This window comes from Paenibacillus sp. ACRRX (assembly GCF_022346885.1).
In the GTDB taxonomy this organism is placed as follows: Bacteria; Bacillota; Bacilli; order Paenibacillales; family Paenibacillaceae; genus Paenibacillus_B.
Genome location: NZ_JAKRNK010000005.1, coordinates 47,033 through 66,863, shown reverse-complemented (window position 1 = coordinate 66,863; position 19,831 = coordinate 47,033). Strand labels below are relative to the sequence as shown.

The 19,831-nt window shown below is 45.5% G+C and carries 18 protein-coding genes; 8 read left to right on the top strand and 10 right to left on the bottom strand.

What is annotated here, in order from left to right:
* The first annotated feature begins 1 nt into the window (after nt 1).
* Nucleotides 2-1,687, top strand: a complete 1,686-nt coding sequence (locus tag MH117_RS15945) for a type 2 periplasmic-binding domain-containing protein (protein ID WP_239329962.1) — start codon at nt 2-4, stop codon at nt 1,685-1,687.
* 88 nt (nt 1,688-1,775) lie between these two features.
* Nucleotides 1,776-3,749, top strand: coding sequence for a glycoside hydrolase family 2 TIM barrel-domain containing protein (locus MH117_RS15940; protein WP_239329961.1), 1,974 nt, complete (start codon nt 1,776-1,778; stop codon nt 3,747-3,749).
* A 133-nt stretch (nt 3,750-3,882) separates the two neighbouring features.
* Here MH117_RS15940 and MH117_RS15935 read toward each other — a convergent pair whose 3' ends face one another.
* The 3 genes from MH117_RS15935 to MH117_RS15925 form a co-directional block, all read right to left on the bottom strand.
* A complete protein-coding gene (locus tag MH117_RS15935) occupies nt 3,883-4,905 on the bottom strand; it encodes a MerR family transcriptional regulator (protein WP_239329960.1) in 1,023 nt (340 codons plus the stop codon).
* Between the two features lie 106 nt (nt 4,906-5,011).
* On the bottom strand, nt 5,012-5,116 hold the full coding sequence (locus MH117_RS15930) for a DUF6254 family protein (protein WP_239329958.1): 105 nt from the start codon (nt 5,114-5,116) through the stop codon (nt 5,012-5,014).
* 249 nt (nt 5,117-5,365) lie between these two features.
* Nucleotides 5,366-5,713: a hypothetical protein gene (locus MH117_RS15925; RefSeq protein ID WP_239329957.1), complete on the bottom strand. Its 348-nt coding sequence runs from the start codon at nt 5,711-5,713 to the stop codon at nt 5,366-5,368.
* A 199-nt stretch (nt 5,714-5,912) separates the two neighbouring features.
* On the opposite strand from MH117_RS15925, the gene MH117_RS15920 reads away from it, so the two are divergent.
* A complete protein-coding gene (locus tag MH117_RS15920; protein WP_239329956.1) occupies nt 5,913-7,058 on the top strand; it encodes a MalY/PatB family protein in 1,146 nt (381 codons plus the stop codon).
* A gap of 103 nt (nt 7,059-7,161) precedes the next feature.
* On the opposite strand, the gene MH117_RS15915 is transcribed toward MH117_RS15920, so the two are convergent.
* Nucleotides 7,162-7,683, bottom strand: a complete 522-nt coding sequence (locus MH117_RS15915) for a TQO small subunit DoxD (RefSeq protein ID WP_239330683.1) — start codon at nt 7,681-7,683, stop codon at nt 7,162-7,164.
* A gap of 582 nt (nt 7,684-8,265) precedes the next feature.
* Between MH117_RS15915 and MH117_RS15910 the strand changes: the two genes are divergently transcribed.
* Complete coding sequence (locus tag MH117_RS15910) at nt 8,266-10,002, top strand: lytic polysaccharide monooxygenase (protein WP_239329955.1); 1,737 nt, start codon at nt 8,266-8,268, stop codon at nt 10,000-10,002.
* A gap of 131 nt (nt 10,003-10,133) precedes the next feature.
* Here the strand turns inward: MH117_RS15910 and MH117_RS15905 are convergent, their stop codons facing one another.
* The gene (locus MH117_RS15905) at nt 10,134-10,739 is read right to left on the bottom strand and encodes a pentapeptide repeat-containing protein (RefSeq protein ID WP_239329954.1); all 606 of its coding nucleotides are present in this window, start codon (nt 10,737-10,739) and stop codon (nt 10,134-10,136) included.
* Between the two features lie 234 nt (nt 10,740-10,973).
* Here MH117_RS15905 and MH117_RS15900 point away from each other — a divergent pair, with 234 nt between their 5' ends.
* The 4 genes from MH117_RS15900 (at nt 10,974) to MH117_RS15885 (ending at nt 13,624) form a co-directional block, all read left to right on the top strand.
* Nucleotides 10,974-11,651 (top strand): TIGR00266 family protein, encoded by a 678-nt coding sequence (locus MH117_RS15900; RefSeq protein ID WP_275444679.1) that lies wholly within the window; start codon nt 10,974-10,976, stop codon nt 11,649-11,651.
* Nucleotides 11,652-11,848: 197 nt separating this feature from the next.
* A complete protein-coding gene (locus MH117_RS15895) occupies nt 11,849-12,376 on the top strand; it encodes a mismatch-specific DNA-glycosylase (protein WP_239329952.1) in 528 nt (175 codons plus the stop codon).
* A gap of 111 nt (nt 12,377-12,487) precedes the next feature.
* Nucleotides 12,488-13,165 (top strand): tetratricopeptide repeat protein, encoded by a 678-nt coding sequence (locus MH117_RS15890; RefSeq protein WP_239329951.1) that lies wholly within the window; start codon nt 12,488-12,490, stop codon nt 13,163-13,165.
* 282 nt (nt 13,166-13,447) lie between these two features.
* Nucleotides 13,448-13,624 (top strand): hypothetical protein, encoded by a 177-nt coding sequence (locus MH117_RS15885; protein WP_239329950.1) that lies wholly within the window; start codon nt 13,448-13,450, stop codon nt 13,622-13,624.
* 230 nt (nt 13,625-13,854) lie between these two features.
* Here MH117_RS15885 and MH117_RS15880 read toward each other — a convergent pair whose 3' ends face one another.
* The 5 genes from MH117_RS15880 to MH117_RS15860 form a co-directional block, all read right to left on the bottom strand.
* Entirely contained in the window at nt 13,855-14,622 is a 768-nt protein-coding gene (locus MH117_RS15880) for a zinc ribbon domain-containing protein (RefSeq protein WP_239329949.1), read from the bottom strand.
* A 137-nt stretch (nt 14,623-14,759) separates the two neighbouring features.
* Nucleotides 14,760-15,704 (bottom strand): helix-turn-helix transcriptional regulator, encoded by a 945-nt coding sequence (locus tag MH117_RS15875; protein WP_239329948.1) that lies wholly within the window; start codon nt 15,702-15,704, stop codon nt 14,760-14,762.
* Nucleotides 15,705-15,823: 119 nt separating this feature from the next.
* A complete protein-coding gene (locus MH117_RS15870; RefSeq protein WP_239329945.1) occupies nt 15,824-17,026 on the bottom strand; it encodes a response regulator in 1,203 nt (400 codons plus the stop codon).
* A gap of 40 nt (nt 17,027-17,066) precedes the next feature.
* Nucleotides 17,067-18,950: a sensor histidine kinase gene (locus tag MH117_RS15865; protein WP_239329943.1), complete on the bottom strand. Its 1,884-nt coding sequence runs from the start codon at nt 18,948-18,950 to the stop codon at nt 17,067-17,069.
* A gap of 68 nt (nt 18,951-19,018) precedes the next feature.
* Entirely contained in the window at nt 19,019-19,816 is a 798-nt protein-coding gene (locus tag MH117_RS15860; RefSeq protein ID WP_239330680.1) for a carbohydrate ABC transporter permease, read from the bottom strand.
* Between the last annotated feature and the right edge of the window lie 15 nt (nt 19,817-19,831).

Genomic DNA, 19,831 nt, shown 5'->3' with positions numbered 1-19,831 from the left:
CATGGTCAACAAGGGGCAAGGGCTTAAGATGGTGCTAATCAGCATACTGATCATAAGCATGCTCGCGGGCTGTTCTGACTCCAATAACAATACAGCCACGCCAAGCGCAGAACAAGCTGCGATGGCAGACATTACGATTAAAGATGGCAAGTATGTCACTCCTGTTGAGGTTACAAGTGTAGGACGCCAGCGTAAATATACAAAGGGTGACACCAAGGATAACAATGTACACAGCCGATGGGCTGAACAGCGTCTGGGTATTAAGATCAACAACATCTGGGAGCCGGCCAATACGGACCAGTACAAACAAAAACTGCAATTAGCGTTATCATCAGGAGAAGAAATTCCTGACTTTGTTCCTTATTATGATGACCCTGTCGTCATAGGCCAGTTGATCGATTCGGAAGAGTTTATGGCGATTGATGATCTGTTTGAGAAATATGCTTCGCCCATTCTGAAAGAGCATGCCAAACAGCATCCTGAAATTTGGTATCCGTACATCAAAGACGGTAAAAAGTACGCGCTGCCGATCCTGGAGAATCTGGATAATGACAACACGGTGCTTTGGCTGCGTGAGGATTGGATGAAAAAGTTAAAGCTGTCTGCACCTAATACGATTGCCGATTTGGAACACATGATGGATCAGTTCAAGAACCATAACCCGGATGGGCTTGCTCCTGATAAAGTATTTCCGCTGACCGGTGCAATGAAGAGCGGGTACAATGGCTGGATGGGATCCTTGGAGTGGGTGTTTGCTGCCTATGGCGAAGTGCCCGAGCAGTGGAACATGGGCGAGAATAATCAGCTGCAGTACGGCTCGATCCATCCGGGTACTAAGCAGGCTTTAGAGAAGCTGCATGAGTGGATGGAGAAAGGATACATTCATCCTGATGCGGCCTTATGGGATGAAGGGAAATCTGCTGAGATTTGGACGAAAGGCAACGCAGGGATATTGCCCGGAGCACAGTGGATTCCCGATTGGCCAGCCCCGGATTTGACCAAAAATGTACCCCATGCGCAATACAAGGCTTATCCGATTCCGGCAGGGCCTGATGGCAAGATCGGCACCAAGTGGAAGAGCAGCACAGGCGCAAACGGCAATGTGCTGATTAGCAAACATGCAAAGCACCCGGAAGCTATTTTTATTTACTATAATTACTTGTTAGAGAACTATGCGAATCCACCAGTTGGCGGGGAGTTCGAATTTGGTTTTGCCAAGGGGTATGACTGGGATGAAGTAGATGGCAAGCCAACGAGTGATCCGGCGAGTATTCCGGATTACAACAACGAATTTATGTTTATCACGGGCTTTAACAACAATCAAGCGGTCATTCCGAACTTGTACATGAGTACGCTTGTAAAGCTGGCCGAGGGCAAGAAGCCAGAGACACCATACGAGAAGCTGCTCGCACAGAAGCGCAAGCCGGAGAATTGGTATGGCGCCAAGATTGTTATGGATCAAAAAGAGATTCGACGCAAAAATTATTTTAACGGTGCTCCAACGCCTACAATGCAGAGCAAATGGAATCTGCTGCGTCAATCAGAGTTCGAAACATTTAACAAAATTATTTATGGCAAACTGTCGATTGATGACTTCGATACATTCGTGGAGAAGTGGAAGCATAATGGTGGCGAGCAAGTGACGAAGGAAGTAAACGAGTGGTACAAGGCTGTATCTATTAAATAATTATAAGCGTGGGGCACGGCAAATCAGCGGTGCCCCTCCTATATTCAGAACCAACCACAAGCTGAAGCCGTATGATGGAGGGAGATGTATGTGTAATAGATTACCGCAGCAAATGACAGATGGTTTTTTGCTACCAACTTTTCAGATCGAGCAAGTAAAGGAACATGCTATTGCATTTCAAAGCGGCATACCAGTCCCCACCTTTGAACCGCAAAAACGACAAACGTTATCTTTACATGGTGTATGGCGCAAACAACGTTTTGCTGCCGATCATGACCAATCGCTGACACCACGCAGTATGAAGTGGATAAGCGAGGTAGAAGCAGATGCGAAGGGGCGTACGGAACTTCAATATGATGATTCCGAGTGGACTGCTATCGAGCTTCCTGGGCCTGAGAACCGGATGTCAGGCGAAGAGAGTTCTGCTGGAGCGGAACGGTATGAGGATGGCGTGTGGTACCGCCGGACATTCCATGTTCCTATCCATTGGTTGGAGATGGCGGTTACGCTAAAAAGTTTAGGCATCAGCTATGTATGTGATATTTGGATCAATGGCCAGTGGGCAGGCTATCATGAGGGCGGGTTTACGCCGTTTGCGTTAGATGTGACATCTATGCTGCGTGAAGGCACTAACATGATCACAATCCGAATAGACAACCCGCCTTGGGGAAGCCGCATAGATATGATTCCTGCGAGGGCAGATACCGACTTCTTTAACTATACAGGTGTCATTCAGGATTTGTATTTGGAGGCGGCACCAACCATCCATATAGCACGCTTGGATGTTGTGCCACAGAATGAGCAAGGACGTTTGTTCGTGAAGGCAGTCATTGAGAATCGTTCCGCTGTTGGTGCGCAGGCCACGCTTGAAGGTAAACTTTACGAGGCAACAACTGAAACAGACAAGCTGCTGGCTTCTCCTTATGCAGACGATATTCGAGCATCTGTTGTGGCAGTGGACGATTGGGAGCCACGAAGTGTCAAACTAGAGCCATGGCAAAGTATTGTCGTAACTTGGCATTTGCATGTCCACGAGCCTAAGCTGTGGGATATGGAGCATCCACATTTGTACGTTGCTGAGCTCAGCTTGTGCAGAGAGCAGTTGGAGCAGCGTGATCAACTCGCCACTCAATTTGGTATTCGGACGATTCGGACATCTGGTACACAGATTCAGCTGAATGGGCATGCTGTGTTTTTGCGTGGTATTGCACGTCATGAAGAGTGGCCGCGCTATGGCAGGACAGCTGCGTGGGAACGCATCAAGACAGATCTGCAACAGATACAGCAATTACATGCGAATATGGTTCGGACCGCTCATTACCCGAATCATATTTATACGTATTTGCTGACAGATCGGCTTGGCTTGGCTGCGATGAGCGAGATACCGCTCTGGCAATTTGAGGCGATTCATTACGAGGCGCAGGAGCAGAAACGGCTCGCTGATCAAATGTGGCGCGAAATGATTTATTCACAGTTTAATCGTCCGTCAGTGCTCTTGTGGAGCACACAAAATGAAAGCAAGGAAGTAAAGCTGCGTAAAATATACAACGAGCGGCTTGTTCATGATGTTCGCTCCAATTATGCGGATGATCGGTTAATTACGCAGAGCGCCGCAGCCGATCAGCCTGGAGCGCATGACGAGTCTATGGAACCGCTTGATGTGGCGGCATGGACGATGTATTTTGGTATATTCCACGGGGGGACGGCATATGAGGGCACACAACAGTTTTTGGAGGAGGCCCACAAGTTATGGCCGGACAAACCGATCCTGAATACAGAGTACGGGTATTGGAGCCAAGAAGACAATAGTGATGCTGACAAACAGGTGCAGATGTACCAGGAGACGCTGCGTGCACTGTTAGAGTGTGCGACCGTAACTGCTGCTGGATTGCCGCGGACAGAAGGCTTTGTTGCCGGTATCGATTATTGGTCGATATACAACTGGTATGTGAATCACAGCCAGTGGGTGCAGACGATGGGACTATATCAGATGGACCGTCTCCGAGAAAAGCCTGTGAAGCAGTTGCTGCAGCAGGATTATGGAAGACTGGCGGGACGATAGGCTGCGGTATTTATCTTCTTGATGAAAACAATGAGCTGTCCTGCATAAAGAGTGCATTTGAATTATAAAAGAGGCTGACACGGGGTACTTCAGTGTCAGCTTATTATTTAGCCGCTGGTGTGCCAGAATTCTGCTACTTATCGTCGTCCTCTAAATGATCAACCATCCATTGGATGCCTTGCAGTAATAATTTATCTGCTTGAAGCAATGTGCGCCATTCGGGATTAATGATCATGCAAAGGCGATCAAATCGTTTCATTAATTCTGGTCGTGGTCTCAAAGCGAGTTGGGCATATTGACGTAAATAGGCTCGCTTGTCGAGAAGCTGCTCTTCGGATGACTGCATCATCAACGCAGCTTCCATTACAATTGCTTGTACGACCGGACTATTTGGAGCTGCGTGCTGTTCAATAGCAGCCTGAAGTCGTAACAATCTCATTTCCAAATTGCTTTTCCACACTTCAACATCAAATTTAGGGTTGCTTTGTATAAAAGGAAAAGTGCTTTCTTTAAATTCCATTATAAACTGTGGATCGTTTATTAATTTCTTAAGTTCATTCCACGCAAAAGTTTGTCGGGCTGTTTTTTTTTTGTGGTCTTTTACAATGTATTTGTTAAAGAGAAAGAGCACTGAATCTTCCCATTCAGGTGGGGTGTCGGCAAATAACTTCGTCTCTTTTATTTTATCGGCTATGTATTGATTTTTTTGTTTAGTGCTTGTTGTTATAGTGTCCATTAATTGATGAATATAATTAAGCGAATCCTTTGAAGAATGATGCTGTTTTGCTTCTTTTAAGATCGTAATCATATTTTGAAGTGTGCTCATTTTGATTGCTAGCGCTTCTATTTGCCAGTCAAGAGCTTCTGCTACTTGAGTATCATCAAACATCATATGCCGGATATCTTCAATTCCAAAATCCAAATAACGCAGCATTACAATGAGTTCCAAGCGCCATATATCGGCTGTTGTGTAAAGTCGATGGCCGCCTTCGGTATATTTGGTGGGCTTTAGAAGTCCGACTTCATCATAATGGCGAACCGTTTTTACAGTTGATCCAATCATTTTTGCGGCTTCGCCGATTGTATAATACAACTCAGAATCAGGAACCTTGGACAACAACATTGCTGGTTCCTTTTTTGGCATGGAAATAGTCATGCTGCAGCACCTCCTGAATCTATTATACAATCTCCTGTAGGGGGAGATTCAATGAAGGGAGACTGACGTAAACTTAACTTTAGCTCACGTCAGTCGAATAAACAGTCTATTCCTCAGCCAGCTCACGGAATGATTTGATTTTGCCATGTGCATGTGGAGTTTGCTTGCGAATTTTATTCGCATTTTCTCGACGGTTTTTTGGAATGGACATGTATGAATCCCCCTTCAAAAATAAAAATGAGTTCAGCAAAGCGGATCCGTGAAGCACGGTGCGGCGAACTTGTGACACGGATGTGAATATAGAATCGACGTGAATGCACTTCTTTATTCGCACAATGATTGGGATTGCTGAAGAGAGTTAGCGTCACGTTGGAATTATGTAATTAATGTTTAGAAAGCGCCTGCTCATGTTGAGCAGGCGCTTCTCATCTACAATTGGGCTCTAATGAACAAATGGGGATTAACGACGTCCTCTGCGTTTGTTGCGCACGCCACAGTTCACGTCTTTTACATTGTAGGAGCAGAAGTGCTGAGGTACTGGAATAGTATGATGTTGATTGACAATATTAACGGGGTGAACGATAGGTTGAGTTGCTGTATGGTAGAAGTTTTTGAATATCGTTTGTTCTGGGGCTACGATCGGATTGAGAGGGCCTGTGGAAGCGGGGCTGACCATACCAGGATTCATATTAGGGCCCATTCCTGGACCTGCACTTGCAGGACTAATCATGTTAGGGCTCATGCCATACGGAGAGACGCCACCCATATTTGGTTTGCTAGGACCACAACCGCAAGAATTACGTTTCATTTGCTCACATCTCCTTTTCAGAAAGTACTATAGGATACGCACTCCTCTGAATAGCTGCTTGTTCATTTGTCTTGACCGGATGAAATGCGGCGCTTTCATTATTTTTAATATGATTCCGTTTACGTTAATATAAAGACTAGGAGCTCAATACAGCTGGAAGTCAGACAAGGAGAATGATATGTACAACTTTGATGGAATCATGGACAGAATGAGTATGGATGCAATTAAAGCCACGCCGCAGCATTCATTGCAGCAAGACTGTATTCCACTATGGATTGCTGATATGGATTTCCCTGCTGCCAAGGAAATACAGGATGCACTGATGCAGCGCATGAACATTCCGAATTATGGCTACACGTTATGTTCGGAATCATATTATGAGGCGGTTATAAGCTGGATGCAGCGCCGTCATGCTTGGGAAGTGAAGCGTGACTGGATTCTGACCACCCCTGGGGTGATTCCAGCAATGGCTTTTGCGGTTCAATCCGTTGTTAAGCCTGGTGAAAAGGTCATGATTCAGCCTCCGGTTTACCCACAATTCGCGAGAATGATCCAACTAAACGGTGCTGAACTGGTTACCAACCCGTTAAAGCTGATCAATGAGCGATATGAGATTGACTTCGAAGACTTTGCCTTGAAAGCTCAAGATCCTGCTCTCAAATTATTCTTCCTTTGCAATCCACATAATCCGGTAGGCAGAGTATGGTCGCGAGATGAACTTCAGCGGCTCGCGGATATTTGTCTGGAGAACGATGTGATCATTTTCTCGGATGATATCCACCACGACTTTGTCTACGGCACGGCTCAGTATATCCCGATCGCTTCTTTATCTGCGGGCGTATCCGAGATCACGATTACGGCAACTGCGCCAAGCAAGACGTTTAGCCTTGCGAGCTTTAAGATGGGAAATATCATCATCCAGAATGAAGAGCTTCGCAAGGCGTATAACGTCGCAATTAACCGTGTAGGCTGCACGAGTCTGGATGTAGGCGCTATCAAGGCAACAATCGCCGGTTACACACATGGTGAGCAGTGGCTGCAAGCAGTTATACATTACTTGGAGCAGAACAATGCTCTGATTGATTCTTTTATAGCTGCAAGAATGCCAGTTGTGAAGACTGTTGCGCTAGAAGGCACGTACTTAAAATGGCTCGATTTTCGGGCGCTCGGTATGAATAACGACGTTCTTGAATCTTGGTCACTTGCACAGGCCAAGGTGTGGTTAAGTGAAGGTTATACTTTTGGAGTGGAAGGAAGCGGATTCAAGCGATTAAATATGGCATCGTCACGCAGTGTCATAAAGGAAGCGCTGGAACGAATCGAACGGGCCATACATGCGCTTTAATAAAGTAGTACCGTTTATCAGACTGCCTTATACAATATCATGTTGGAAGGTCTTCGGCTTGCGTCTGGGGACCTTTCTTGCTGGGACAGGCTGTGAAGTTAAGTCATGCAGAGGGAGCCGCGCTGCTGTGAGGGGATCTGTCGCTGTTAGTGTTAGATCTCGATCTAAGCTTGCTGAATACATAATAATCTAAACCTATCCGTCCTGCGTTGGTATATGCAACAAGAACAAACATGGACAATATAATCATAATCGGACTGCCGCTAATTGTTCCGCTTAAGAGGAACGACATATTCATGACAATTCCGAAGAAAGCCGCAGTCTTTGTTAAGACGCCTAGCAGGAGACCTGCGCCAACAAGTATTTCCCCCCATTGTACCATGATGCTGAATAATTCTACATTCGGTAACGCAACATGCTTCAGAAAAGATGCCCACCAGTCTTGGACAATCGGTCGTTCACCGGTTGCTTTGGCCAAGGCGCCGTTCAGAAATCCACTTGCATCAAATGATCCGCCTGATACTTTGCCGAGCCCAGCCGAAATCCAGGTATAGCCTAAGTATAACCGGATAACAAACAGAAAAGCTGAAGCCCACAGGTTCCTCCTTAAAAATTCGATCATTATTAATTCCTCCTTCGTTATTTAAAATTTAGCCAAATTTTTGGCTTGCATGAACACTGTAAAGCTCTTGGGGAAGAAATTCAAGGTGTTTGGAGAGCTATTTTGTACAAAAATTCATTTTTTTGCATGGAAATTTAGTAGTGCTTTAGGTATAGTGACCTCACGTTTTATAGTCTGTAAGAATTATACCGCTTTAATTTTATAGAATATAACTACCACTTTTTGTTATAGTCTTGCTGCCTCATATTATCCATTTCTTGTTTAAAGTAGTCGAATGTATGAAAAGAAAGTAGAACATTGTCCCGATTAAATTAAGACTACAGTCATGAGTGATCTATTGGAAAACGGATACATTCGTATATACATTCATGTGAAACGATAAGATTTCTACTAGGTATGATGAACCTTTCGAGGAATGTCGGCATTTAGTAAGATATGGACAAGAGTGTAATATGAATAATTACGCATATGAGGGGAGACATATGCAATTATTCAACTCTTAGCACTCTCATCAAGTACAGTCAGCTTATCCAAAAGTAAGTTTCAACGGGCGATATACTACGAATGAATAAGGAGATTGATCTGATGTTGACAAAAAGATTGTGGAAAACAAATGTTTCAACGCTTTTAGTAACGATGGGGTTGGTGGCAGTTGGTGCAGCAACAACTTTTGCTTTTGCAGATACTGCATCAGCACATGGGTATATCGAGGGCCCTGCTAGCCGCGCATTGTTGTGCAAGCAGGGTGAAAATAAATCTTGCGGAGCGGTCCAATATGAACCGCAAAGTGTAGAAGCATTAGGGAACTTTCCAGAAGGCGGACCTAAAGATGGCCAAATAACTGGCGGCGGTATCTTCACGGAGCTGTATGAACAATCAGCTAACCGCTGGTCAAAAGTGACAATGAATGGTGGTAAGAACACCATCTCTTGGCACCTGACAGCTCCGCACAGCACAAAAGAATGGAAATATTACATTACGAAAAAAGATTGGGACCCTAACAAACCATTGAAGCGTGCGGATCTCGAACAAATTGCATACTTTGATGATGGCGGCAAAAAACCGCAAACAAAAGTTTCCCATGAAGTTAATGTTCCAAAGGATCGCAGCGGTTATCATTTAATTCTTGGCGTATGGGAGATTGCAGATACACCCAATGCATTCTATCAAGTAATGGACGTTAACCTTGTGAACGATGGTTCCGAAGTTCAACTTCCTACAGTTCCAAGTAACGTTGTTTCTCCGTCGCAGACGACAACTAGCATAGAGATTAAATGGAATGTATCATCGGCTTCCGCAGGTATCAAATGGTACGAATTGTACCGTGACGGGAAGCTGCTTGGCACCACAACAGCACCATCCTATAGCGATAAAGGTTTAACGCCAACTACAGCTTATGCATACACGGTAATTGCTGTGGATGGAGCAAACAATCGCTCGGCAGCCAGCAAACCGTTGTCTGTTAGCACAAAATCACCAGTGGTTGATAAAGAAGCGCCATCTGTTCCAACAAACGTAAAGGCTCCTCATCAGATGGAGACAGGGATTCATCTTGTTTGGACGGCATCCACTGATAACGTAGGTGTGGCCAAGTATGAGGTATACCGTGACGGCAAGCTGGTCGGCACAGTTGCAGAACCATCCTTTATGGATAGCGGACTGACACCGGCAACATCGTATACGTACACAGTTGTGGCTGCAGACGAAGCGGGTAATCGTTCTGGAGCAAGTACACCATTTGTTGTAAGCACAAAAGCAGCTGTAGTTGATAAAGAAGCACCTACAGTTCCGGGCAATGTCAAGTCTACTGCTCAAACAGAGACAAGTATTACATTAGCTTGGAATGCATCTTCCGATAATGTCGGTGTTGCAAAATATGAAGTGTACCGTAACGGCCAGTTGGTTGGTTCCACGGTACAGCCTTCCTTTGTAGACAACGGTTTAACGCCGGATACGAAGTACACTTACACAGTAGTAGCTGTAGATGCAGCAGCAAACCGTTCAGCGGCAAGTGCAGCCATTGAAGCAAGCACAAAAGCAAAAGGGCAATTCACCACTTGGGATCGCAGTAAAGTATATCTTGGCCGCGACCGTGTCACCCATAACGGTTTGGAATACGAAGCGAAATGGTGGACGCAAGGGGATGAGCCAGGGGCTTCAGATGTATGGAAAGTGGTTAGCAATGTGACATTAGAATGGAACAAAACGACTGCATATGATGGACAGGCTAAGGTAGCCTACCAAGGCAAGGTCTATCAAGCTAAATGGTGGACAAAAGGCGAAACACCTGGCGCTTCGGACGTATGGGTTCTCGTAAAATAAGCAGACTGTTTGTTAGCGAATCAAATAACGACTTCATGTAAGAAAGCCGCTTCTAACTCGTCATACGATAACACGTTTTTCGGTTATCTGTAAGGCGAGGAGAGGCGGCTTTTATATGATGTGATCATCAATTAATCTATTTTGGCACCGTATGATCGAGCCATTACTACAGCTTGTGTGACATCAAGGCGTACGTCCTTCATATCTATTGACTTAAAGTCGATACCGTCTACGATCGCTCCCCTTAGGTCCGCGCCTTTAAGCTTAGTTTTGCCAAGCCGTACGCGAGTCAGGTCGGCATCTCTTAGATCTGCTTTTTCCAAATTGCATTCATACAAGTCTGCCTCAGCCAACTTCACGTGTCGTAGCTGCTGCTTAACCAGATTAGCATGCCGCAAATTGGTGTAAGACCAATCGCCGCCTTGAATAGTAATACCGTCTAACTGGGCGTTGGCAAAGTCTGATCCTGTCATTTTACATTCCTCAAACTTGGCTACAAATAGGTTCGTGCCGCTAAATATACAATTCGTAAAGGCGGAGCGTGTATGTATAGAGGCGTTTAAAACGGCACCCGTAAAGTCGCAGTTCATAAATTGACAGCTTGTAGTCCATACTTCTTCCATATGAGCCCCGCGGAATCGGCAATTGGTAAAGGTACAGCCCCGTAATTCGCCATCCCGCAGGTCTTTATTGCTAAAATCCACTTCTGTATATTGTTGGTCTATATATTGGTACATTTCATATTGCTCCTTTGAAGTTGAAATATTAATCTAACGAGTATGATAAAGCGTATGCGCTTATCGACTGCATTCATTTTATCAGCTTGTATGAAACAGGTGCAATTAGGTATATACATACAACGTCTGTCGTTTTAATGCGTATTACAAGTTATAGAGGCGAGATGTGCATGCGGATGCTGATCCTATGTGCCATTTCATACTTCCATTTCTCATAATGAAAGGGTGATTCATTTGCGTTATGAAATATTGTACGAAGGAGCATTCCCTCTCTTGCAGGTTGAATTAGAGCATGGCGAGTCAATTAAAGCTGAATCAGGTGCAATGGTATCTATGAGCCCGAATATTCAGCTGCGCGGGTCGATGGAGGGCGGTATTATGAAAGGGCTCGGCCGGATGCTGAGCGGGGAGAAGTTTTTCTTTCAAGAGCTGACATCTCAGCAAGGGCATGGTCAGGCCACGCTTGCGCCAGCTTCTGTTGGCGGAATTACGGCGGTTGAGTTGGATGGAAGCTATTCGCTTTTTGTGCAGAAAGACGGGTTTCTTGCTGCAACGAGCGGTATTGACGTCTCTACCAAAATGCAGCGCCTTGGTAAAGGCTTGTTGTCAGGCGAAGGTTTTTTTATCATTGAAATTAGTGGTCGGGGTACTGTGTTTCTATCCTCGTATGGCGCCATTCATCCGATTCAGCTCGGACCTGGGGAAGAGGTTGTTGTAGATAATGGTCATCTGGTCGCGTGGCCAAGTTATATTGATTATAAGCTGGAGAAGTCATCGAAGGGATGGGTATCATCTGTCACGAGCGGTGAGGTACTAGTCTGTCGTTTCCGTGGAGAAGGATCGGTGCTTATCCAGACACGTAACCCACGAGGCTTTGGTCAATGGGTGCAGCAGTTTATTCCTAGCAAATAAGATGGGCTTAAGCGTAATAAAGCACCTTGCCATTAGCAGGGTGCTTTGTCGTAGAAGGACCGTTAGACGCGTGACAGGCTAGTTTACTTCCATAAGGATCAGGTCTTGTTCATATGCAGAAACTGATTCGTAACTTATTCATATTATGGAAGTTATATTTAAGAAAATGTGCTTGTAAAGGAAAGGAGTGAACAGATGTGCTTGCTGCAATTCCGGATCATATTCAGCAAGGTCTTAAGGTATTGTTCGTTGGCTTTAATCCTAGTCTTCGCTCTGGTGAGACAGGTCATCATTACGCAAATCCGCGCAATCGCTTCTGGACTATTTTATACCGTTCCGGATTGACGGACCGCCTTTATCATGCAGACGAGGATCAGGATCTGATAGCACTTGGCTACGGATTTACCAATATTGTATCTCGGCCTACACGTACGGCTGCCGAGATCTCGACTGAGGAATATGCCGCGGGTCGGATCAATCTCTTGCGGAAAATAACCTTGTATCGACCGCAGGTGGTCTGTTTTGTAGGCAAAGGAGTATATCATGCGTTCAGCAGTAAGGATGCTGTCTGGGGTTATCAGTCTGAGCCGATAGTAGAGGGGACTGCGGCATTTGTTGCGCCATCTTCAAGTGGACTCGTCAGAATGAAGCTGGAAGAAATTGTGGATATCTACCGACAGTTAGCAGTAGGATTGGCATTGCCTAAACGTCATCAGCAGCAATAGTGGAGGCTTTTTATCAGCAGCATTCTCGTTAAATGAGAATAAAATCACCTATGATTATATCCAAGATATGGTATAATATTCGTAGTTTAATAGAGGGTGTGGATAAAATAGATGAGTAAATTACTAGGCTTTGGATTGTTGTATTGGCTATTTGGCAATCCTTTTATCGCGATTATTGCCTTGCTTATTATTGCGTACATGCTAGAGCGCAGGTATGTTGGTTTATCCCCAAGTTTCATCCGGCCTATAAAGCGTATGCAACGAATCGGGAAACTGAAGCAGGAGCTGAGTGCAAACCCACACAATGTATCCTTAAAGCACGAGTTGGGGAGGCTGCTGCTTGAGCGTAAGCGTTACCGAGAAGCGCGGGAAGTATTGGAGCCGATCCAAGATCGAATGGAGCATTCGGCGGAATATTGGGACGACTTAGGAACAAGTTATGTCCATACCGATGACGAAGAGAAAGGAATACAAGCAATTTTACAAGCGTTGGATATAAATCCGCGTGTAAAATACGGACAGCCTTATCTGCGGCTTGCTGCTTTGTATGCCCGCACCGATAAGGATAAGGCACTTGAGGCTCTTCAAGAGCTGCATACACTGCATTCTTCTTCGTGCGAAGCCTATTATCGCATGGGACTGCTGTATGAAGAGATGGGCCGCAAGGATGAGGCCAAGAGGTCTTGGAACGAGGCGATTAGCATCTATCGCGCCTTACCGAAGTATATGCGCCGTAAGGAACGAGCATGGATGCTGCGCAGCAGATATAAAGCAATGAGCTCCTCGTAAGATAGCAGGACTTCTAGCAGATTATGAATACACTAAAGGTCAAGCAATGGAACAAGGCCAATTGGTTAAAGAGGATTATGGAAACGTTTTACCAATTATATTAGGGTGGATGGCGGAGGATATGGGAGCATTATTTTAAATGAGGATAGCTCTGCTGCTCTCAACCAAGCTCAGCGCAGGAGATACCCTGTTATGCTTTTACACTGCATTTTCTTAAAGCGGCGATGTTCGATATACTTGAATAGTCCTATTAGGAAATCTTTACTAAGAAGGAGTGATTCGGTGTTATTAGCAGAAGCGGAACGTCGTCATGAAATCATGAAGCGCAGCATTCAACAATATGTGGTGCAGGAAAATCAAGTGGGTTTGAGCAATCAAGAGCAGTTTTTGTTCAAATCGATGATTAAACAATTTCATCAGACTATTCACGAAGCTCATACCCCAACCGAACCTAATTAGGTTCCAATCTCCTATCGGTTACGGATTTCTGTTCTGTTCTATTACGATATATATGCAACGCGTTTGAGTCTCTAATCTGGAGCAGATTAGAGGCTATTTTTTTGCGATCGATACTCCAAACTGAGCAGCGGAATGAACGAGGCGCAGCCAAGACTAAGGGCCTCTTTGCTAATACTTTGCTGGTACAATACCAAGGATATATCCGGCAAAAAAGCCCCAATCCGGTCCGTTTACTTCACGGCAATAAAGATTTCTACTTGCGCTGCTTCTGGGTTCATGCTGCGTTCGTTATACAATTCGAAGTCGCCTGTATAGGTACGAACATTGCCTGGCTGCTGCGACCAGTTCCATATCGCTTGCCAAGCTTCGACAACAACTTCAACAAGCGGCCCGGTCCGTGTTACAAATACAGCATATCGTGCTGCTGGCACCTCAAATACATTTGCTTGATCCGCTTCTGCCAGAGCACTGTTGGTCTGCTTCTCCTCATCTACACATTCCATACCGAGTACATAATCATACTCACCTGATGCATCGCTTTCGTAATGAGTATATAACGAGTAGATTGGTTGAGTTGGCGGGCTTTGCTGCTGCGCCCAAAAGTCGGACCATAACCCAGCAATGACGCCAGTACCTGACATTTCTTTGAGGTTAGTTGTGCGCGCGCTAGTGCCGCTAATAAAGAAGCGATCCCGTGTTTCGAATCTATCAGGAGTTAATTCTGGGATTGGACGCCCACCTTCTTGCGCCTGCCAGCGTTTGAGAGACGGCAGCGAGTGTTCAAGTAATTTCTTTGCTTCCTGTTCTGGCATTCCTTCGCCAACTAAGATCGGCAGGCAGAAGTTAATCATATCCGCTACCTTGAAATCGGGTTGTGTAAACGCGCCATCCTGATAGCAATAATGACAATATTGAGGCTCAGGTTCCCTTTGTGAAGTCGTACCGTACAATTTTTCATCTTCCATAGGCATTCCGCAGCTTTGGCAATAAAGGGTCATCGTTCTTGTCTCCTTTGGTTTATCGAATGTTATTTATCAAATAATGAGCCAGCAAACAAGAAGCAGCTGTGTTTCATAAAGCGAGTATAACGTAAGTAACCTGACAACTGGTTGTCAGGTTACTTACAGCCGTATTTTTATTTGTCTCCATCATATAATTGCTGAATATGTTGAGCCATAGCACGTATGCGTTCCCTTACATGAATCGGTTTAATGACGGTTACGTTTGTGCCAAAGGACAGCAGGAAGCCATACAACCACTCGTCTTCAGGGTAATGTAGTTCCACTCGCAAAGAACCATCATCAGCTGTATACAGTTCGTCGACACCGAACCGTTCTTCAGCCATATACCTGGCTTGCGGTGTAAAAGCAAGTTCAAGTCGAATGAGGTTGTCAGCTTTGTGCCATTCTTCATCCCAAGGCTGTGCTTCTAGATCGACGGGACGGCGCTTAAACGATTGCCTTGCCGTATTCAACTCTTTGATACGGTATAGTTTAAAGAAGCGGAATGCTTGCCTTTGCGTGCAGTATGCATACAAATACCACTTCTGACCTTTCATGACTAGGGTATGAGGCTCGACGGTTCGCTCCGTGACAGTTCCTGCCGCATCACAATACGTAAACGTTACCTGTGTTAACGTCTCGATTGACTGCTTAAGCAGCGCGAGTTTCTCCTCGAATTTATGTTGGTTGCCCCATGGCGTAAGATCAATTCGATATTGACTGGTCTTGAACTGAAACGTCTCTGCCTGCGCAGGCGGGATGATGCTATGAATCTTCTCGACCAGCAGATGAGTGCTGTCTGTCTGATGGGCGGAAGCCAAGCTTTGTAAGGCAGTAACGATGGAAGCTAGCTCATCGTTACTTAGAAGGCTGCGATCAAGCCTGTAGCCTTCTGCAATACGAATACCGCCGTTTGACCCCTGCTGTGTCACAATCGGGATGCCAGCCATGTTCAGTGAATCAATATCGCGGTATATCGTGCGTACCGATACCTCAAATAGTTCAGCCAAGTCTTTAGCTTGTACGGAACGACGATTTAATAGGACAATTACAATCGATAGCAAGCGATCAATTTTCATAGTTGTTATGCCTCATATCTTAAGTTCTTAATCTTGCAGAAGGGTTGTTACTTGGTTTGTCTAGTATCTTATCTTATTAAGGTTTAGTGGGTTTAGTGCGTTTGAAAATACAAATTCACCTATTGATCCGTTATTGTATTATGAATATTGATTTGTGGCTGCTCACGCTGCTGTCGGTATTCCGTCGGTGTCATCTCGAACTTTCTGCGGAAAAGCTGAGCGAAATGCCGTATATCCTGATACCCGATGCGAGCTGCGATATCTGCGAGTCTTAGTCCTGTGCTGGACAACAGCAGCTTGGCTTGATCCATACGAAGACTGATCAAGTAGTCTTTAAAGCCTTGCCCAGCCTTCTGTTTGAATAGCTGACTGAAATAGACTGGGTTCAGGTAAACGTAGGCAGCCATCCGTTCCAAGGATAAGTCTTCGTGAAAATGAGCTTTCATGTACTGTACCGCAAGCTCGATTGCACGTTCACCACCCCATTCCTTTGGCTCATAGACGTGCGCGGAAGCAGTCAATCTTAGCTTCCTTAATTGCTCAGGTATTAATCCAAAGTCAGACATCTGAGCAGAAGGTAGCACTTGATACGGGACCTTTACGATCCGTTTCAGCTGAGCCTTGATGGATTCCGTCAGATTCAGCATATCACATGCTGAGTGTAACGTAACAAGTCCCAGCAAGTTCTGTTTATCAAAGCTGACAACAAAGCCGTGTCCATGCTGATCGATTAATTCCGATAAAACGTTCTCAACCATAAAATGTTCTACATGCGTACTACGATCACTATTTAGGTTCACCATCAGAAGATGAAATGCAGCATGGCGCTGTATAAGGGGCCGCATATCAAAGCAGCCGATATCAAGACCTGAGGCCCAACGTTGAAAGATGGCCTCGCGTAAATACTTTAAGCTCGATTTTAACTCGGCAGCATCTAAAGACAAGGCTGTTTCATTTTGCCATTCGCCATGGAGTCTGTCTATAACCGCGACTATTCGCTCTTTACCAATCGGCTTGAGCAAGTAATCTTTGGCCCCTAGTCGAATGGCCTCCTGCGCGTATGCGAATTCTGAGTGGGCAGAAATCACTACCCACTTCATACGGGGAGTCCGTTCAAAAAACAGCTTCATGAGCTCCAAGCCAGTCATGCCCGGCATCAAGATATCCGTCATCACCAAGTCAATCGAGTGCGAGCGAAGCACCTGAACAGCTTCTTCAGGTGAAGCTGCGATGAATAAGCGAAAGGAGGGAGCGTGCTGTTGGATGGTCCGAACCATTCCCTCTCGAATGACCTTTTCATCGTCCACAATCAAAATGTTCATAGGCGGCTCTCCTTACAAGATGATGTCTCCCAAGCATGAATCAAGGCCTTTTTGTCGAAGGTAATACGTGTTCCGCGGAACCGGACGGAAGCGGCATCGAGAGCCTGATTGTGGTGCCTTTCTCTTCCGTGCTATCTAGTTGGATACCGAAGTTCTCCCCATACATAAGGACGAGTCTGCGATGAACGTTAAGCAGTCCAACCCCTTTTCGGCCTTTGCGTTCCATTGCAATTGCTGCTGCCGGCTCCGTGTCAGGCTTCACCGCTTGGAGCGTGACTTGACGAAGAGCTTCTTGCAGCTCGGTTAGACGATTTGCCACGATACCAATTCCGTTATCTTGAATGATAATATACAGCGCCTGGTCTGAAGCTTGACAGTACACGTTCAATTTGCCTTCCACTGGTAAAGGCTCCAGCCCATATTTGACCGCATTTTCAATAATGGGCTGGAGCGTCATCTTAGGCAGTGGAGCATCTAAATACTGGTCATCTATATGGATGCGCAGACTCAGCCTTCCCTCTAAGCGAGATGCGATTATCGTTAAATAATGACGCATTTGCTCCAGTTCCTCGCGCAAGGTAACTTGAGAAGAATCCTCCCAGTTGCTGCTGTAACGGAACAGATGGGAAAGGGATAGCACGACACTGCCCAACCTATCATTTTCTTTCTCGTCCAGCATCCAGTAGATCATATCCAGTGTGTTATATAGAAAATGTGGGTTCACTTGGGACTGGAGCGCTTGAAGCTGCGCGTTCTTCTCGCTGATAGAAGAGACTTTCACCCGCTCAATCAGCTCATCCATCCGATTGACCATTTGATTAAAGGAAGATACTAAAATATTAATTTCTTCATAGGACTGTACTTGCAGTTCACCTTTGAAATGTCCTCTTTCTACACGACGCATCTCATGGATGAGGCGTTTTAAGGGGGAGGATATCGTGCGTGAAACAAAAATAGCCAGAGCCATTGCCACCACGATCAAAATCGAAATAACAAGCAATAAATAATTTTTCGTCTGATCCAGCTCAACATTCAGATCCTTCTCAGGTGTTTCGCTATACACGATCCAATCGGCCATTATAGGCTTGGCGGCGACGAGCATGTAGTCCATTTGTTGATTCACAAGTACATCACGTGAAAGCAGCAAGTTGGCCAGCTTGGCATAAGAATTAGACGGAGCCAGCCCCCGATCCATTGCAGTTGGATCTGATTTGGATGTAGAGCTGCCTTTGGTGGAGGCTACAACGACACCGTCTCTAGCTAAAATCGTGACGTCGCTATTCGCGCTTAGTCTTAAATTATCCAGCGCGGACATAATGGGGGCCGAGTCCATCTCGATTAATACAATGCCTATTGGCTTATGTTGGGTTAGGTCGTACATTTGACGTCCAAAAGCAAATACCGATCTGGTCTCCATCCGGTCAATAATAGATTGGTCGTATACGCCCAAAAAGATCAATTCTCCGTTAGACTGCTTGAGCTGGCGGTACCATGGACTTGACGCATAACTTTGATCAATTGCATTAATGTAATTTTCATAGCTGTAGAAAGAGCCGGTATACGACATTACATGGATGCCGATGATGTCTTTGCGGGAATAGTAGATTGCTCCGAGTAGATTGGTAATGGTACGGGTATTAATCATGCGCAGCGCCGAATCCGTGACACGGGTATCGGCTATGAGACGCTGAATATCCAGGTTTCCGGTAATCGATTTGGTTAAGCTGTCGTAGCCTTTCAGAAGCAGGTCATAATAGTTGACGGTCTGGGATACACTTTTCTCTGCGATACTGCTGATCTTTGTATGGAACAAGTCGGTTGCACGCTTGTAATAGAGCACCGACACGATGAGCAGCAGACTCATCATGCTAATAAATAATAAGATAAACAATCGGCCGTGAATGGTGCGGAAGCCGCGTGCCATAACGATGAACCCCTTTCAGGATAACAAATGGACACCTTTCCACACTTGTATTCGACGTACGCGGCGTCTCATCCTTTAACGGCTCCTGCTACCATTCCTTTTGTAATTCGCTCCGACAATAAAAAGTAAATGAGGATCACGGGCAGTGCACCCAATACCAGAAAAGCACCGATCGCGCCATAGTTGACGGAGTATTGACTAACGAAGCTGTAAATGCCAAACGGCAGCGTCTTTAACCGCTCGGATGAGATAAAGGTGGCCGCCAAAATGTATTCATTCCAGATTGAAATAAACGTTAATATACATACGGTCATAACTGGCGGCAGTGAGATCGGAAGAATAATAGTACGGAATGTACGATAGACGCTAGCTCCATCCATGACTGCGGATTCCTCCAATTCATGCGGGATCGATTTCATAAAGCCGCTTAATATAAAGACAGCAATTGGCGTAGAGAAAGCAATGTAAGGCAGAATGAGCGACAGATGTGTATTCAGAATGCCGATATGTTTGAAAATGACCATCAGCGGCAGCAGGGTAGACTGGAGCGGGATCATCATACCGACAAGGAACACAGTCATCACGGCCTGCCCGTAACGCCAGCGGAAGCGTGAGATGGCATATGCGACCATGGCACTTAGTACGATGACAGCAGCCATCGTGACGGAAGTAACCATGACGCTGTTCCACAAGTATTTAAAGTACTTCCCGCCCTGCATGGCATCCGCATAGTTATGCCATTGGACGACAGCGGGCAGCGAGAAGAAGCTGCCCGACAAAATTTCTTCGTTGGTCTTTAACGAATAAAGGAGCAGCCAGAACAGTGGATATACTTGCGTGACAAACAAGACGGACAGCAGCGTCATGACAAGTCCCTTTTT

Excerpts from the sequence above, each read along its gene's own strand:
- MH117_RS15880 (WP_239329949.1), bottom strand. The coding sequence starts at position 14,622 with ATGACCCTTTATTGCCAAAGCTGCGGAATGCCTATGGAAGATGAAAAA.
- MH117_RS15875 (WP_239329948.1), bottom strand. The coding sequence starts at position 15,704 with ATGAAAATTGATCGCTTGCTATCGATTGTAATTGTCCTATTAAATCGT.
- MH117_RS15925 (WP_239329957.1), bottom strand. The coding sequence starts at position 5,713 with ATGAAACGTAATTCTTGCGGTTGTGGTCCTAGCAAACCAAATATGGGT.
- MH117_RS15940 (WP_239329961.1), top strand. The coding sequence starts at position 1,776 with ATGTGTAATAGATTACCGCAGCAAATGACAGATGGTTTTTTGCTACCA.
- MH117_RS15920 (WP_239329956.1), top strand. The coding sequence starts at position 5,913 with ATGGACAGAATGAGTATGGATGCAATTAAAGCCACGCCGCAGCATTCA.
- MH117_RS15945 (WP_239329962.1), top strand. The coding sequence starts at position 2 with ATGGTCAACAAGGGGCAAGGGCTTAAGATGGTGCTAATCAGCATACTG.
- MH117_RS15910 (WP_239329955.1), top strand. The coding sequence starts at position 8,266 with ATGTTGACAAAAAGATTGTGGAAAACAAATGTTTCAACGCTTTTAGTA.
- MH117_RS15930 (WP_239329958.1), bottom strand. The coding sequence starts at position 5,116 with ATGTCCATTCCAAAAAACCGTCGAGAAAATGCGAATAAAATTCGCAAG.
- MH117_RS15935 (WP_239329960.1), bottom strand. The coding sequence starts at position 4,905 with ATGACTATTTCCATGCCAAAAAAGGAACCAGCAATGTTGTTGTCCAAG.
- MH117_RS15905 (WP_239329954.1), bottom strand. The coding sequence starts at position 10,739 with ATGTACCAATATATAGACCAACAATATACAGAAGTGGATTTTAGCAAT.
- MH117_RS15865 (WP_239329943.1), bottom strand. The coding sequence starts at position 18,950 with ATGGCACGCGGCTTCCGCACCATTCACGGCCGATTGTTTATCTTATTA.
- MH117_RS15860 (WP_239330680.1), bottom strand. The coding sequence starts at position 19,816 with ATGACGCTGCTGTCCGTCTTGTTTGTCACGCAAGTATATCCACTGTTC.
- MH117_RS15870 (WP_239329945.1), bottom strand. The coding sequence starts at position 17,026 with ATGAACATTTTGATTGTGGACGATGAAAAGGTCATTCGAGAGGGAATG.
- MH117_RS15890 (WP_239329951.1), top strand. The coding sequence starts at position 12,488 with ATGAGTAAATTACTAGGCTTTGGATTGTTGTATTGGCTATTTGGCAAT.